The 16,029-nt window shown below is 46.9% G+C and carries 14 protein-coding genes and 2 tRNA genes; 9 read left to right on the top strand and 7 right to left on the bottom strand.

All coding sequences use genetic code 11. The features are described from left to right. Nucleotides 1-39: 39 nt before the first annotated feature. Together AC27N8_RS27840 and AC27N8_RS27845 are read right to left on the bottom strand one after the other, a co-directional pair. Entirely contained in the window at nucleotides 40-609 is a 570-nt protein-coding gene (locus AC27N8_RS27840) for an NYN domain-containing protein (RefSeq protein ID WP_487071572.1), read from the bottom strand. A 221-nt stretch (nucleotides 610-830) separates the two neighbouring features. Beyond that, nucleotides 831-1,799 (bottom strand): hypothetical protein, encoded by a 969-nt coding sequence (locus AC27N8_RS27845; protein WP_487071574.1) that lies wholly within the window; start codon nucleotides 1,797-1,799, stop codon nucleotides 831-833. A 231-nt stretch (nucleotides 1,800-2,030) separates the two neighbouring features. Between AC27N8_RS27845 and AC27N8_RS27850 the strand changes: the two genes are divergently transcribed. The 4 genes from AC27N8_RS27850 (at nucleotide 2,031) to AC27N8_RS27865 (ending at nucleotide 6,729) form a co-directional block, all read left to right on the top strand. Further along, a tRNA-Asp gene (locus AC27N8_RS27850) sits at nucleotides 2,031-2,106 on the top strand. Nucleotides 2,107-2,376: 270 nt separating this feature from the next. Then, nucleotides 2,377-4,392, top strand: a complete 2,016-nt coding sequence (locus AC27N8_RS27855; RefSeq protein ID WP_487071576.1) for a TIR domain-containing protein — start codon at nucleotides 2,377-2,379, stop codon at nucleotides 4,390-4,392. Between the two features lie 54 nt (nucleotides 4,393-4,446). Continuing rightward, complete coding sequence (locus AC27N8_RS27860; protein ID WP_487071578.1) at nucleotides 4,447-5,976, top strand: TIR domain-containing protein; 1,530 nt, start codon at nucleotides 4,447-4,449, stop codon at nucleotides 5,974-5,976. A 99-nt stretch (nucleotides 5,977-6,075) separates the two neighbouring features. Beyond that, nucleotides 6,076-6,729, top strand: coding sequence for a hypothetical protein (locus tag AC27N8_RS27865; RefSeq protein ID WP_487071580.1), 654 nt, complete (start codon nucleotides 6,076-6,078; stop codon nucleotides 6,727-6,729). 4 nt (nucleotides 6,730-6,733) lie between these two features. On the opposite strand, the gene AC27N8_RS27870 is transcribed toward AC27N8_RS27865, so the two are convergent. Then, on the bottom strand, nucleotides 6,734-7,708 hold the full coding sequence (locus tag AC27N8_RS27870) for a DMT family transporter (RefSeq protein WP_487071582.1): 975 nt from the start codon (nucleotides 7,706-7,708) through the stop codon (nucleotides 6,734-6,736). 295 nt (nucleotides 7,709-8,003) lie between these two features. On the opposite strand from AC27N8_RS27870, the gene AC27N8_RS27875 reads away from it, so the two are divergent. Continuing rightward, nucleotides 8,004-8,076 (top strand) — tRNA-Asp (locus AC27N8_RS27875). 105 nt (nucleotides 8,077-8,181) lie between these two features. Then, nucleotides 8,182-8,757 carry a hypothetical protein gene (locus AC27N8_RS27880; protein ID WP_487071584.1) on the top strand — a complete coding sequence of 192 codons (576 nt, stop codon included), beginning with the start codon at nucleotides 8,182-8,184 and terminating at the stop codon, nucleotides 8,755-8,757. 99 nt (nucleotides 8,758-8,856) lie between these two features. On the opposite strand, the gene AC27N8_RS27885 is transcribed toward AC27N8_RS27880, so the two are convergent. After that, entirely contained in the window at nucleotides 8,857-10,059 is a 1,203-nt protein-coding gene (locus AC27N8_RS27885; RefSeq protein WP_487071586.1) for a PQQ-dependent sugar dehydrogenase, read from the bottom strand. A 56-nt stretch (nucleotides 10,060-10,115) separates the two neighbouring features. Between AC27N8_RS27885 and AC27N8_RS27890 the strand changes: the two genes are divergently transcribed. Continuing rightward, nucleotides 10,116-10,364 (top strand): hypothetical protein, encoded by a 249-nt coding sequence (locus AC27N8_RS27890; RefSeq protein ID WP_487071588.1) that lies wholly within the window; start codon nucleotides 10,116-10,118, stop codon nucleotides 10,362-10,364. A 16-nt stretch (nucleotides 10,365-10,380) separates the two neighbouring features. On the opposite strand, the gene AC27N8_RS27895 is transcribed toward AC27N8_RS27890, so the two are convergent. After that, a complete protein-coding gene (locus AC27N8_RS27895; protein WP_487071590.1) occupies nucleotides 10,381-13,635 on the bottom strand; it encodes a bifunctional cytochrome P450/NADPH--P450 reductase in 3,255 nt (1,084 codons plus the stop codon). After that, a complete protein-coding gene (locus tag AC27N8_RS27900; protein WP_487071592.1) occupies nucleotides 13,632-14,276 on the bottom strand; it encodes a TetR/AcrR family transcriptional regulator in 645 nt (214 codons plus the stop codon). The genes AC27N8_RS27895 and AC27N8_RS27900 overlap by 4 nt, the downstream gene beginning before the upstream one ends. A gap of 472 nt (nucleotides 14,277-14,748) precedes the next feature. Here AC27N8_RS27900 and AC27N8_RS27905 point away from each other — a divergent pair, with 472 nt between their 5' ends. Continuing rightward, complete coding sequence (locus tag AC27N8_RS27905) at nucleotides 14,749-14,877, top strand: hypothetical protein (protein ID WP_487071594.1); 129 nt, start codon at nucleotides 14,749-14,751, stop codon at nucleotides 14,875-14,877. Then, nucleotides 14,877-15,080 carry a hypothetical protein gene (locus tag AC27N8_RS27910; RefSeq protein WP_487071596.1) on the top strand — a complete coding sequence of 68 codons (204 nt, stop codon included), beginning with the start codon at nucleotides 14,877-14,879 and terminating at the stop codon, nucleotides 15,078-15,080. Before AC27N8_RS27905 ends, AC27N8_RS27910 begins: the two co-directional genes overlap by 1 nt. Before the next feature lie 79 nt (nucleotides 15,081-15,159). On the opposite strand, the gene AC27N8_RS27915 is transcribed toward AC27N8_RS27910, so the two are convergent. Beyond that, complete coding sequence (locus tag AC27N8_RS27915) at nucleotides 15,160-15,993, bottom strand: alpha/beta fold hydrolase (RefSeq protein ID WP_487071598.1); 834 nt, start codon at nucleotides 15,991-15,993, stop codon at nucleotides 15,160-15,162. Nucleotides 15,994-16,029 lie beyond the last annotated feature (36 nt).

A 16,029-nucleotide genomic window follows, 5' to 3' on the forward strand; every position in this document is an offset into this window, starting at 1 on the left:
CTGACAAGCATGCAGAGCCCTGGAAGCGAGGAGATGCGCTTATTTAAGCGTTCTTTTATTTAAACGTAGCGATTTGTAACGACGCGAGGATTTGCCTTTTTTCTTGGACTGTGGCTGTCTTTCTTCCTCTTCGTCTTGCTGGATCTTGGCGGCTGGATCTATACCGTAGATGCGGCGCATCGCCTGTCGATGCTCGGAGCGTTGCGCAACATCCTTGGGCGCGGCATTTAAGGAAGAGACAAGGCCGTGCGTGGTCAAGGAATGTCCACCTTGTTTGATCACATTTTCTTTTACCTCGCCATCATCGCTAAACGTCATCACCTCCGAGCCCTTCTCACGCGCCTCGCCCGCCAGACGTGCCAGCACCTCGTCCGCCGTTACCCCGTAAGGCGAGTAGATGACACAGATATGGTCCACGTACAATGTCTGCTCTTTGGCACCTTTGCCATCAAAGACCACTACCACGCGGTCGGTCGTGTTGCGATAGCGATTCTTTAAGTGCTTGATCAGCAGATTGCGGGCTTCTTCCCGGTTTTTATCTTCCACATATTTGTACATCGGATTGTTCTTGATGACGTTATAGCCATCGACTAAGATATCGAATCCCATAATTATCACTCCATGCTTGTATTTGATGCTCAAGAGAGAATCAGGTTGGCCGGTTAGCTGGTTGGCGATATAGGCTCATGGAGTGAATGTATTCTCTCCTCCGATCCGGATGGCCTCTTCCGCAACTGTTTTGATAAATAAGATGTATTGTACCTTACTTTGCCGTATCTGGCACGCAGCAATTTGCGGAAGAGAAGCTCAGGCGCTATGAATGGTCTCGCTTAGAAATGTATCTGTCCGATCAGCAGCCAGAGTGCGTAAACTTCGGCACGGATGTCTACATGGAGGTAATTCTGTATGAATGTGTTAGCATGTGCTGAAAACATTGCCAGCGTGATTAAGGCGATGATGCAAATCAAGATGATGCATAACAGCGTTGTGATAATCTGTTCAATCACACTTCCAACGGTATGGGTTGGTATCTCGGCCTCAAAGTCTCTCTCTGACCTCGTTACAGTTGTCTTGATGTGCGTTGGTACGGGAGCCTGTTCATACTGTGCTGTGGCTCTGCGTGTGCGAGGAGGAGGCTGTGTCTCGATTTGATCAACGTCGATTGGTGCCTCATGCAGAGGAGGACGGGTAGCGATATCCTCGATCTCGATCGTCTTGCGGCGGCGAGGAGATGGCGGCTGTGCTTTGCTCTCTGGACGTGCTAGAGCCTGTGGATGTACCTGCTGAGGTTGCTCAATCTGCTCCTCCTCCGCACGTGCCTGTCTGGATGCCGCTGATGCACGCGGCGGGACGATCGCGTTTTGCAGGGGGAATGTCTCGGCTGTATCGATAGAGGCGGCACTCTGAAAGCGGCCAGAACGGATGCAGATCAAGCGTACTGGCGTGGCATGCTTGCGACGGAGCTGAGCCTGACGCGTTGTGGCGAAGAGAACACCTTTCAAAGGAGCTGTCTGTGCACGAAATGGTAAGCCAGCTTCCAGGCAGCATTCGCCGCACACTCCATGGACGTTATCCCAGCAGTGCGGACACGCTGGACGACGGCAGCGAAAGCAAAAATGACACATACTCATGAGCGCGGATTCTAAGACCATCGGCGGCGCTTGTAAGAGATATGCATGTTCCTGAGATGGCGTATAGACAGCCTCGCAAATACGGCATGCAACAGTGTTGGTTGGTCCCTTTTTGACATGATGGCTGCTCGTCGGTTCGGGATGATGTCGGGACTGCGTGTCTGTCACAAAAGCCTCCAGAGAAATAATGCTGCACGTGATTTAATTAAATTTCTGTTATTATTATACCTTGTTCCTCCCAAATTGTGCATACAAACTCAAGGTAGTCTATAATATCTTATAGAAATAAACGCAAATTCGTATGCTTTTCGCTGGGATTTTGATTGACAGTCCCGCGTAAATCTGTTATCATCTACGCATACGAGTCGCGCTGAAGAGCGCTACGACGTAGTCTTACATGGAGCCGTGGTGTAGTGGTCAACACGTCCGCCTGTCACGTGGAAGATCGCGAGTTCAAATCTCGTCGGTTCCGCCAAAACGCTGGCATCTACTTTGAAGTAGATGCCAGCGTTTTTCTTTTTGGTGCTTAAAGATCTTTCATTGCATGCAGCTAAGTGACCATTTTATCTAAATTGATCGTGTAACAAGTATAAAGTAGATAGTTCCCTCAATTAAAATGCGCCAGAATTATTTCGTGTAATAGTACCAAAGTATAGCTTGACGAAGTGTAGCTTAGCTTGTAGAATTATCAAGAAAATCATGTTATACATACGAATTTGTTACGTTTGGAACTGGCTGGAGAATTATGAGCACACAAGCAAAGAATTCACCTGCACCCCTGCGCATAGTCTATTCTTACGCTCATGAAGATCAGCGTCTTGTGAGAGTGCTGGAAAAGCATTTGGCGGTTTTGAAGAGACAAGGACTCATCGAATTATGGTCTGATCAGCAGATTTTACCGGGAATGAATTGGGCGCAGGAAATTCATTCCCGCTTACAAACTGCTGATATTATACTTCTCCTCATTAGCGTAGATTTTCTGGCCTCTGATTATCCTTATCAAAAAGAATTGCAAGTTGCACTTAGAAGACATGAGCTTGGGGAAGCTCGTATGACCCCAATTATGCTACGCCCCACTGATTGGAAAGGTACACCTTTTGGACATATTCAAGCTCTTCCATCTGGTGGAAAGCCTGTTAGCTTCTACGAAAACATTGATGACGCATTTGCTGAAATAACCCGCAGTATACGTTATATATGCCAGGATATGCAAGCTGCTAAAGTTGATTTCTATAGGAGTGGGGAATTCAGGTCTCCTCATCTCGGCATATATCCGCTGGCGCAGGTTTTTGTAAAGTCAGGTTTTCCAAAAATAACATTTGTTGAGCCTGAAGATTTTTACCTTTTAAAGTTGGCTTTGCAGCAACCAGGGCGTGGTGTGATTATCGAGGGGCCTTCAGGTGTAGGGAAAACTACGTCAGTAGAAAAAGTGGTTGAGGATTTGACACCAGGTGGTTTGAATGCCCATTTATCTATAACACATATACTGAGTGCTCGTAATCCGAAACATCGTGAACAATTAAAAACGATTAGAGATTGGCATAAAGAGACTGTGATTATCGACGATTTTCATGCATTAGATGTCGAGAATCGGCAGATTATTGTTGATTATCTGAAAGAATTGGCTGATATAACTTCAACCACCAGAAAACTTGCTATTATAGGTATACCGCGTACAGGCCAGAATCTCGTGGATATGTCGTTTGATCTTGCTACTAGAATAGATGTGTTTATTTTTGGAAAAGCCAGTGATGAATCCATCTTACAGATGATAGAAAAAGGAGAAAAAGCGCTCAACGCGAAATTCGATCGAAAAGCAGATATTGTATTAGCTGCCAATGGAAGTCTCAATCTGGCTCAATATCTTTGTTTTAATGTGTGTGCATTTGCAAACGTTATCGAAACTCAGGAGCAGACACAATTTATTCATTGTGACATCGACGCTGCTAAAAAATCTATGACGACCGATTTAAGTAGAAAATTTTATCGCACTATTCGGGAGTTTATTGCTCTTGGTGGGTCACGAGATTTGACCAGTTTGCGTCTTTTGGAAGAACTCATTCTCAGAGAAAACGGTTCACTGCCCTTATTTCAATTGAAATATACCAACCCCCAATTAGCATCAGGCATCGAGCGTTTTTTAGCAGAAGATTGGATTGGTAAGTTACATGAGGCTTATCCTGAGTCGGAAAATCATTTATCCTTTGACTCTGTGCGCCAGACACTGGTAATCGACGATCCACAGCTTGAATTTTACCTGAAACAAGTGCGCCTGACGAATTTAGCACGTGAAGTTGGTAAGATTCCATTGCTTACCAGGCGCAAAGTATTCATCGCTTATAGCTATTCTGATGTGAAATGGTTGGACATGTTACGTGTTCATCTCAAGCCGATCGAACGAGAAGGCATCCTTGACTTGTGGGATGAGAGCAAGCTTGCAGCAGGCCAGCATCAAGAAGAGATTCTACGAGATGCTTTGGAGACAGCCAGAGTTATAGTACTCCTTATAAGTGCTAATTTTATAGCTTCGAATACTATCCTGGATGGTGAACTCACGGCAATGTTGGATCGTACCCAGGCTAGCGGTACAACCATCATTCCCATCATACTCTCTCCATCTCTTTTTATGCATACAAATTTGGGCATGTTTCAAACCATTAATTCTCCTGATTACCCTATTACAAGTATGGAGCCTATCGAGCAGGAGAACATGTTTGCCAGGGTATCGCAGACCATCATTGAGCGCTTAAGGGAAGCTTGAGCCAAAGATCTTTTTCTGCTGAATTTCTTTTTGACTACATAGGATTGCCATTGTATGAGCGAACCAGATAAAGTAATATATCCGCTTCACCAGGTTTTTGTGAAATCAGGCCTACCACGAGTAACCTATGTTGAGCCAGAGGATGCGATACTTTTAAAATTAGCGCTGGCACAACCGGTGCGAGCGGTCATCGTTGAAGGTCCTTCTGGAACTGGCAAAACTATTACTATGCAACAAATTATTGATCATTCTGTAGTTGACGTACAAAACCTATCCCCGCACATACAAAAATTTCTCAATCCATCCATACAGAAGGATCTTCAAGATATCATCACGCTTCAAGAGTGGCATACTGGCACGGTTGTGGTCGACAGTTTTCACAACCTTGATGCTGAACTGCGTGAGAACCTCACGCACTATTTAATTCATCTTACGAATGAGACAAATGTAGAGAAGAAGCTTGTCATTATAGGTACCCCTTTTATCAATCAAGCACTCTTAGATATACCCTCTCAATTTACAGCCAATATGGAATTTTACAGGTTTAAAAGAGCTGATAACGATCTTGTCCATGAATTGATTAGAAAAGGAGAAGAAGCGCTCAATATTATTTTTGAAGATAAAGATAAAATAATTCAAATGGCTTATGGAAATCTCAATCTTGCCCAACGCCTCTGCCATGATTTGTGTGCGTTGGCACATGTGACTCAAACGCAGGAACAGACGAAACTTGTGCCTCTGCAAATGAGAAATGCGATAAAACAGACGATGGTCTATCTGGATTATCGCTTTACTAAGGCCATCAAGTTTTTTATCAGCTACGGCAATGAAGATGATACAATTTGCTGGCATCTCTTAGAGCGAATTGCATCAGCAGAAGACGGCTCCCTTTCTTTATCGCACTTTAAAGAGCAAGAACCTAGCCGGGCCTATGAAATAGATCGATTGATTCATGAATGCTGGATAGATAGTTTTTATAGAAGGCATCCTGAAGCGATTAACTATCTCTTTTTTGAAAAGGAATCACAAAAACTTATTATTGATGATCGACAACTTTCTTTTTACTTAAGACATAGAGATCTTTCTCATTTAGCGCAAGAAGTTGGAAAAATTCCTAAGCGGCCTCAGGTATTTATCAGCTATAGCCATTTTGATGCAGATTGTATGGAACGTTTAATGATGTGTTTGAAGCCTATTGAACGTGACTTGCTTATCGATGCATGGGTTGATACAAAAATTAAAAGTGGGCAAATCTGGAAAGAAGAAATTGAAAGAGCGCTTCATGATGCTAAGGCGGCTATTTTACTTATCAGTGCTCCGTTTTGGGCTTCTGACTTTATTGTAAAATATGAACTACCAACACTTTTAGCTCAGGCAAGAACACGAGGCACAAAAATTATACCTGTGATTCTGTCTCCGAGTGACTTTGATCATACAGAGGTACGGAGGTTTCAGGCTATCAACGATCCGCATAATCCGGTCAGGGGCCAGGGCAAAACCGTTTGGGATTGGGATACTGTATTTGTTAAGGTATTGAATTCCCTGAGAGAGTATTTTCGCGGGGGCATGACCCGTGAGAGCTAAGCTCTGACATAGATCCGTTTTAAAAGATGGGACCTGCTAGCGATGAACTTGAAAGTGCATGAGAAAATCCTCCGGGATGCACTGGAGGATGGGAATACGATGAGTTCGCAAGCCCTGCGCTGGGTGATCGCTGCCAACAAATGGAGCGATCTTCATCAACTTGCACCTGAGCGTCATTTCGATAACGCGCCCACGCGTGAGATCCTCCGTGATCGTTGGGCGCATGGTCTGAAGGCGTATATGGATCGAGCAGTCGAACTGAGTGCTTGTCAAGGGCAAGGATTGAAGGATCGAAAAGGAGCTCTGCAAGCCTTCGGAGCAGCGTCACATGCTCTGGCGGACTTCTATGCGCATACGAACTGGGTTGAGCTTGGTGTCGCTCGCGGAGATAGCGAGACGCTGGCTCCCTTGTTCAATGATGTTTTTCGTGTGAGCGATTTTCCTGTCGAGCTGGAAAGCGGATATTTCAGTCTTCGCTATGGCATCAGTGGCTGCCCCAAGACGGGGGCTCCGCGAGGATACACCTACTGTCATGAAGGACTTGCCAAGGATCATCCAGACAAGAAGCATGGAGCGGATAGATTTCATATAGCTGGTCCAACGTATCACGAGCTGGCGGTGGCTCAGGCGATCAGAGCGACGCGCCAGTTGTGGACGACGTTGTGTGAGCGTATCCGTGTCAGATATAGCACTCTGGCAGATGTCGATGCCATTATGCTTGAGCTAGCCTGGGGAAAAGATCGGCCCGCGTAGCCGTTCAATCTTTTGTATAAACTACCTCAGCTTGATCGCTTATTGGTAGCTCCGTAAGTGGTTGCTGATTCTCTTTATATAATTTACTGCGTTTATTGACGAGTAGTACGCCAACAATGACGAGAATGCCTCCCCAGAATGCCAGCGTTGAAGGTATCTCGCGGAGCCAGACCCAGGCGATGAGGATGGAGAGGATGGGCGTGAAATTCAAGAAGCTGGTTGCACGCGAGGCAGGCATATGTGAGAGCGTAAAGGCCCAGGTGACGTAGGCGATGGCGGCTGGGAATAGGCCCATGTAGACCACGGATAGCGTCGATGGTAGTGAGGCTGCTGGCAATTGCTGGATAAGTTGAGGGGCGAAAACGAGCATAAAGAGAGTACCCGCCCAGATTGTATATGCGGTTAGCTCAATGCTGTTGTATTTGCGCAGATAGTTTTTCTGGAATATGAAGTAGATACTTTCGGAGAATGCGGCGAGCAGGATCAATAGCGTATCGGGTGTGAAGCTAAATCCACTGCCCGAGCCAAATGAGATGATGGTTACGCCAAGAAAACTAAGCAAAACCCCAGTCCATCCCCAACGATTCAGGCGCTCCTTCAAGAAAAGCACGGCGAATAATGCGGTGCAGCAGGGGACGGCTGAGATTAAAAAGCTGGCCGTTCCTGCTGGCACTGTTTGTTCTCCAAAGGTCAGACCGGCCTGATAGACGGTGATGCCGAAGAAGCCCAACAGCAAAAGCGCTGGCACATCACGCAGATCAGGCAAGCGGAGTTTAGTAATGAAGGCATAGATCATCAGCGCCAATGAGGCAATCAGGAAGCGGAAGAGGATTAGTGCTCCAGGAGAATAACTTTGCAAGGCCGAACGAATGCCCGCGAAAGCAGAGGCCCAGAGGAGTAATGTTATCAGTAGCATCGTCGCGCCACGCAGATTCATTGGTGTCTGTAGCGCGTTTTTCCTGGTCATTTTCATTGACATAGATGAATATTTCCTTGTTATCAATACGTATCTATAGATACTTTCATCAGGTTCATTAGCTAGTATAAATGATATGTGGGCGTAACGTCAGTCAAAAATGAATGTATTTGTGGCATATAGCATGAAATATGAAGGTGAATGAATGTTATCACTTGTGAATTTGTATGTTTCGGGCTTGCCACTCATCCTCCATACGCTTTGAAATTCGGTGGCACTCAGGGGTTGACAGGAGTTGGCTGTTCTGTTATTATCTGTTCACGCCGACAGTACTGAAAAGTATTAGTAAGCAAGGTAAGGAGCCGTGGTGTAGTGGTCAACACGTCCGCCTGTCACGTGGAAGATCGCGAGTTCAAATCTCGTCGGTTCCGTCAATCCCACTGAAAGCATATCCATTATGAGATATGCTTTTTTTGTTGCCTTTTATCGAAAACGAAAACCATTTCTGTATGCGCCAGGAAAGGGCCAATGATGCTATGGTACCATTAGACTTTGCCACCTTTTTTTCTGTGATGGCTGGGGTAGGGGCAACGCTGTTTGGCCTCATATTTCTTGTCATCTCTATTAAGCCTGAGATTGCTCACGCTGGAAATATTCCCGTGATACGACAAGTCCAGACTGCCAGCGCTTATAGTGCCTTAATCAATCCACTCGTTATATCGTTGTTGGCACTTATACCTCATGAAACGATTGGGAATGTTACACTTACTATGAGTGCGATCGGACTTGTCGGTACTATCCTTATGGGTGTGAGTCTGCTCCATGATGTTGGGAATTGGCTGACGAAACTGAAGAATATTTTTTTTATTCTTAGCAGCCTGGTCTTGTTCGGTTTTGAGATGCTCTATGCCATACGATTAGACATAACGCCGGGAGATCTTGATGCTCTGCATGGTCTTGTGATAGTGCTTGTGGTCATCTATCTCTATGGTATTGCACGTGCCTGGGATCTGGTAGGGGCGCGCCAGTTCCATCTGCATGATTTGTTTACTCCTTTCATTCCTAAAAATCTGGTGGAACACACTACTGATACGCCACCCGTTGATAATTAAAATCCCCCTTTGATGCTCTATGGGTAGCGTATCTCTGGCTGGCTTCAGGCAATGTTTCTACGTACATTGTGAAATCTGTCTCTTCAGTGCATGGCAAGGCTACGACGCTTTGTAGGTGATCCTGTAGATCGTGCCAACGCTGTCATCACTGACATATAATGCACCATCGGGGCCTACCACCAGACCTACTGGTCGGCCGGTGGTGCTGTTGTTTTTTTGTAGCCAGCCAGTGATAAAGTCCTGAGCTGCGCCGTTCACATGGCCTTGCGCATCCAGGGGGACAAAGATCACTTTGTAGCCTGTGGGGACGCTACGATTCCAGGAGCCATGGAAGGCGACAAATAGACCATGATACTGTTGCGGAAATTGTGTCGTATTATAAAAGGCCAGCCCGAGTGGCGCTGAGTGCGCTTGCATTTTCACGAGAGGCTTGATGACGCCGTTACAGGAGTCGGGCATGCCGAAGTCGGGATCAATGATGTCGCCAGCGTGACAACGCGGCCAGCCATAATTACCGCCATCCTGCAAAGCATAGACGGTTTCCGGTGGGATATTATCTCCGAGCAGGTCACGACCATTGTTGGTAACCCAGATCTGATTATTCCAGGGATTGATTGCCATGCCGACCGCGTTACGCAGTCCTGTGGCATAGACGTGTCCATTGCTGCCGTCCAGATGATATTGCCAGATGGTTGCTCGATGGGGATCTGTCTCGACGCAGACGTTGCATGATGAACCGGTGGAGACATACAGATAGCCATCTGATCCAATCAGAACGGTGCGTGTGGCATGTCCGCCGACGGGCAGTTTAGAGATAAGCACCTTTTTATCGATAGCCTTGTAGGTAGCGTCGATGGTGAAACGTGTGATGGTTGAGGACTCTCCCACGTACAATGCTCCCTTGTAGAAGACGAGACTGGTCGGATCGGATAGCCCACTTGCTACAACAATCCTTTGTGTGGCGCGTCCACTATGCTGAGCATCGGGGAGTGCTACAATCGCGTTACTTCCGCGCTCTGCTACAAAGAGGGTCCCATCTGGACTGAAGGTGATAAAGCGGGGGGAGCTCAGACCAGAGTAGAAGACATTGGCCTGGAAGCCAGGAGGAAGTTGTAGCTGCGCCGTGTTGCCTGCAATCTCGACGCTCTTAGAAGTGGTTAAGGAAGCAATCTGGACTCTGTTCTGATACAGAATCCCTCCTCCTGCGATAATGAGGATCAGTAAAATGAGTGCAACAATCTGCCAGATTTTTATCCGCCGAGGCGTTTTTACAACCTCTGTATTTTGTTCATGATTATCCATAAAAATCCCCTGCCGAACGCTATATCTACGAATACCTATGGTGGGAGTGCTCGTGGGTGCGCTTCATTTCTTCGCAGCAAGAGGTCGAGCGCAACGAAGACCGTGTAGCGTCACACGCTGGCGTGCGATGTCCCTGTGACTCGTATGAGACGGCTGGATCTCGGCGCACTACGCTGGGGTGCCTGATCGTACGTCGAGTAGGACATCGCACGCCAGCGTACGGTGTTCTCGCTTCGCTCAACACTTGTCCTCTTGATTATGACACGTTCGAGCGGGATGATATTTACTGTGATGCTCTGCTTTAGCATGCTAGCAAGATGACTATGCTGGCCAGACGTCGACCAGGTAGCGCTGCTCGTTGGCGAGATTGGTGAGCCATTGTTCAGCTTCCTGAGCAGATACTCCTGCCTTTTCCTGATAGACGATGGCGAAGGCTTGACGGACAGCGGGTGCCATGTCGGAGGCGTCGCCGCAGACATAGATGGCAGCTCCCTGCTGTATCAAGTCCCAGACGCGCTCCTTGTTGTTCAGGATCTGATCCTGGACGTACATCTTCACGTGTCCTTCGTAGCGAGAGAAGGCGGTGATCAGCTCTGTGACGCCTTGCTCCTCCAGGGCAGTAAACTCATCCTGGTAGAGAACGTCTTGTTCTGGATGACGGCAACCGAAGAAGAGGAGTGACTTGCCAATCTCTTGTCCTTGAGCCTTGAGCACTGCGCGTTCCTGCAAGAAGCCTCTGAACGGTGCAACGCCTGTGCCGGGTCCTACCATGATGAGTGGTACGGTTGGATCTTCGGGCAGCATGAAGGATGAGCGTGTATCCTGGATGAAGGCGTTGATGCGCTCTCCCTCGCGTTGTCGGCTCAGATAATTCGAGCAGACGCCCTGATACTGTCCATGGCCCGACCGCGCTGGAGCGTCGACGACGGCAACGGTGATGCTACACTGTTGCTCTTCCTGTAAGGGCGAGGATGAGATTGAGTAGTAGCGCGGACGGATCATCGAGAGCAGTTCCAGATAGGCGTGAAATGGCAGCTCACAGGCCGGAAAGTCTTCGAGCAGGTCGATGATCGATTTGCGCGGTGCCAGAACCTCTTTTTTGTAGGCGGCGACACTTGCCTCATCATCACCCGATAGAGCTAACAGTTTCTTTTTGTCAGGAGGACATTGCGTATAGTCGGCCAGCGCTTTGATCTGCTTGCGTGTTGCGACATCCTGAAGCTCTACGTACTCGGTGAGCAGCGTATAGACAGAGATTGGCGTGTCGACCGGCATATTGGTCTTGCGGTTGTCGCTTTTGCGCACCTGGATATAGGTATCTCTGGTGAAGTTGAAATGTCGGGCGACACGCGTCACCTGCGCCTCGCTGTTGCCAGGGATGATGCCGAGATGAAAGCCTGTACGATAGCTGACGCCTGCGGGCAGTTCTATCTCAAGATGGCGAGCCGAACGCTCAGAGGGATGAGCTCCGTCCTTTTGATAGAGTTCTCGATTGACGAGCACGGTGGCTGGACGCGCTCCGAAGCTCTCTACCTGGGGATGCGGATGCGTGGTGTTGATGATCTCAACTTCGTACGCTGATCCGACATTGGCCGCCTCGGGCAATTTGGCGTCGATGGAGAACTCCTGGAGTAGTGTGGGCCAGAAGGCTTGATACCAGGACTCGAATTGACCATCGAAATCCTCGCGAGCATCGCCCTCGCCGCGCTGATAGATGCGCTGTGCACCGAACTTCTCCAATTGTGTATCGATCAGGCGCGGGATCGCCTGGAACGTCGCCGACCAATCTCGATTGCCGCAGCCGAAGACGCTGTATTTGACTCCGTTCAAGCTTGTCGTGGCGAGATCGCCGGAGCGTAGCCAGCTGCAAAACTTTTCGGCATTATCGGGTGGCGTTCCGTTGTAGGAGGCCGATACGATCACAACTGCTCCTGTGCGGGGAAGCTTATGGCTATAGTCGTCGAGATCGGCGATGGTGGTCTTAAAGCCGTAGGCATTGCCATCCTCGAGAATACGGTTGGCCAGATCTTCAGCGGTCCCCATGTTTGAGCCGAAGAGCACCAGCAGCGGCGTACCATGTTGTGGAACCTCCGGTTTGGGAGTCACTTTGGGAGTGCTCAGGGTGACTTGCTGGACACTCTGCTGCGGTCGCGCGACGATCGTCCGATCGGCATCGGTACGTTTTTTGATCTTGATCTTGAAGTTGTCCGGCTTTAACGTCAGGGTCTCTTTGATTTTGAATTGATAGTGGTTGTGATCGATGAATTTGTAGCGTTGCAGGATCATGCCCAGGACGAGGGCCGCCTCCTGGAGCGCAAACTGACGACCGATACAGGCACGTTGTCCATTGCCGAATGGTTTAAAGGCATCGGCTGGACGACGCTGCTCCTCCTCAGGAGAGAAGCGCTCCGGCTTAAACTCTTCTGCATCGTCTCCCCAGATGGAGGCGTCTCGATGGAGCATCGGGATCAGGATGGCGATATCTTCATTTTTGGTGACCTTGTATTTGCCGCCAATGATCTCTTCGTCTTTGAGTGGATAGACGGAGAAGGCTGGCGCTGTCGGCCACAGTCTCAGCGTCTCAAAGAGGATCTGGGTGATATAGCGCAATTGGTTGACCTGATTGAAGGTCGGCTGCGCGTTGAGATCATTGCCCAGGACGCGATCCACTTCCTCGTAGGCTTTGGCGAGCACTTCCGGATGATGTAAGAGTTGGTAAATCACAAAGGAGAGCAAGCCACTGGTCGTCTCGTGGCCAGCGATCAAGAAGGTGATGATCTGATAGCGAATATTAATGTCATCCAGCTGTTCGCCTGACTGCTTGTCTATGCCAGTAAGCATATAGCTCAAAAGATCTTTTTTGTCTGACAGGTCTTCGCCTGCTTCTCGTCGTTCCTTAATGATGCGGTCGACGACGGAGTTCATGAACTCAACGTCATGATTGAACTGACGATTCTTGTGGATCAGCAGTTTATCCTCGATGGGGAGGCGGGTACCACGCTCCATCGCTTCGTGGAGCGCACGCACCATACTGTTGATGAAGGGATGCATGTCTTCGCGATAAAAGGAATTGAAGCGATAGTCGAAGCCACAGAGACCGATGGTATCCAGTGTCAGGCGTGTCATATCGCCAGGGACATCGACCTCATCATCGGAATTCAAGCGGTTCCATTTTCCGACCAATTGTTCGGCGATATCAACCATCATCGGCAGATAGCCCTGCATGGCACGCATGCTGAAGTTGGGAAGCAGGATATTGTGGGCCTTATGCCAGTTGGGCTCATGTGTCCACGAGGTGAATAGACCGTCTCCCCCAAAGGGGCGGACGTTATTCAAAGGGGTCCAGACTTTTTTGTCAAAGCGTGTTTCGTCCGAAAGTTCTTTGACCAGCTCGTAGCCGGAGACGACGGTCATCGAGTGCCCGGGCAGGCTGAGTCGATAGATGGGACCGTATTCCCGCGTTAAATTCATCAGATCCTGAACATGATGTCCCGCTTTGAGCTCAAGCAGATTGCCCAGCAGCAATTTTTCTTTTGGTTGTGGGATCTCTGAGTCAGGTTGTATATGTGTAGTCATTCGAGAAAAACCTCCGTTGCTCTATCATCTTGCATCAGTGATGCGGGTAGCCCATGACTTAACAGGGCAATAACTTGATCAGCCATTTCATCTGGAGTTGGCTCATCTTGATCAAACCACCAGATAATACCCTGGGCAATTACCCCTGTTACCAGATGTGCCAACAGCGGGACATTATAGTTAGAAATCATCCCTTGCTTGTCGGCCTTTTCCAGAACTTCGGTTAATCCCTGCGCGATACTGTCCTCCACGCGAATCGTGCGCGTCACCTGTGCCCCACTGGCCAGCGCAATGCTGAAGAGGTCGCGCTGCTCGTAGGCGTGGCGGAAGATAGAGCGGACTATGATTGGTATGGTGATTGTTTTATGGGAGCGCACTTCGGCGATGACTTGCTCTTGGAGGATGTGGAATACCTCATCAATGAGGGTATTGAACGCTTCATCCTTATCTTTGAAATGGAGATAGAATGTCCCAACCCCAACATCGGCTTCTCCAGTGATATCCAGGATACTGGCCTCATGATAACCGCGCTGCGCAAAGACTTTGCGGGCCGCTGCTAACAGATCGGCACGCGTCTTTGCTCGCTTCTTGGCCCCACGATGTTGGCGGCTGCTACTATCCGCATTTGAATTATTATTCATAAGTGAATTGTAATTCATTTTAGTCACAATGTCAAGACATCAAAAAGCAAACTTCGTTGACATTCTTGGTTTCTCCTGTTTATAATTTATGAAATGGAGCAGAAAATGCCTCTCATGAACATTATTCTATATAAATTATAGGATAATGTTCATTATTAACGATATAAATCAATTTTATCTATTATTGCCCGTGTTTACTATAATAGGAGGAAAATAACATGAAGAGATATTCAAAGAAGCAAATTAGTCTTCTTTTTATTAATTTAATACTCGCCGGCATTTTATTTTTTGTGAGTTTGTTTACACATATAAATTCTTATAGTGTCGTAAGTCTTTTTTACCCTCTGTTTCACTATATGGATGCTCGTTATAGTATCAAAAAAGTCAACGAGGTCAAAAAATTAGCTTCTGATCGAATAGATCATTCAACCATCGCTGAAAGTTGATAAAATGAGTGAATTAAGGTTTTGTCATGGATAATAATGAAATCGTTACCACAATATTTATTGCTGTTTTATTCATTGTGGTTTTTGTAGGTGGATTATTTCTTTTAATAAAAATACTTGATAAGAGAATAAAGGAAAAGAAAAAGGATTATTGATGAACCAATTTCAACAAAATCATCGATTGATTTATATGATAACACTCCTACTAGGTATTATTTTTCTCGCCTTTTCTGCTGCCGTAATGTCGCTTTATACATTAGGTATGCTCGATAACAAGCTACTAGGTGTATTTGCTGGAGCTACTTTTATGCTTGGAATAGTTTCTATTGGCATGTCATTCTTTTATAGAAAATACTAAAATGGCTCATTTCTATTTGAAGAGGAGAAAGATTTAATGCAATCTTTAGTAACATTGCAACTTCTTGCATTTCCATATTTCAAAGCATCTGTGCTAAAAATGCCAAAACTGCCTGATTAAACGCCTGTGGATTCTCGATATTAAGTAAAAGATGACTATTTGGGATGTTTACTTTTTGAGATTGTCTCACATCCTGTTCTAAAACTTTGGCTGCCGAACGAACCCTTGGGGATGCGAATTCCCCCTCCATAATTAATACGGGAACCTGTATTTCTTTAAAAAGTGATCTTAATATTTTGTGCACTTCGGGATCACTAGATGCAATTTTGGGTGCGTCAAGTATTAAATGGATGCTTTTCTGTAAAAGATTCATAGTCCATTGATAGGTTTCTGTTGGTACAGTCGTAGGTGTCATATCTTCTAATGCTAAAAACAACTCACATGCTTTTTGTTCATTTCCCTGCTTTAAGGCTTTATAAGCTGGATACCATTCTTTCATAGCAAAGGGAAGTGCGACAAGAGTTTTCAATAATGAAGTATATACCTTAAATTGTGGAGAGGCAAAAATGAGCGCATCAACTAATTGTGGATAGGCGTGAACAAAATAGAAGGCGCCTGAACCTCCCATATCTAATACATAGGCAGAAGATATTTCCAACTGATGCAACAATTGGAAAAGATCCTGTTCTCGGGAATATGGTTTGGTTGAAGCGGGAGACCTTCCATATCCGCGATGGTCAAAGCGTAAGACTCGATATGATTGAGCAAACGTGCTAAATTGCCAATCCCAAAATTGATGATCGAAAGGATTAAATCCATGCAATAACACAAGAGGATGGCCCTGACCCGCTAATTCATAGTAAATTTGTGTTTGGTTAACAGTTGCAAAAGAGGAGGTATAATTTTCCATCATGACTCCGTCGAGCACAGGTTAATGAATGCAACGATT

This window comes from Dictyobacter sp. Z7_2 (genome assembly GCF_057551105.1).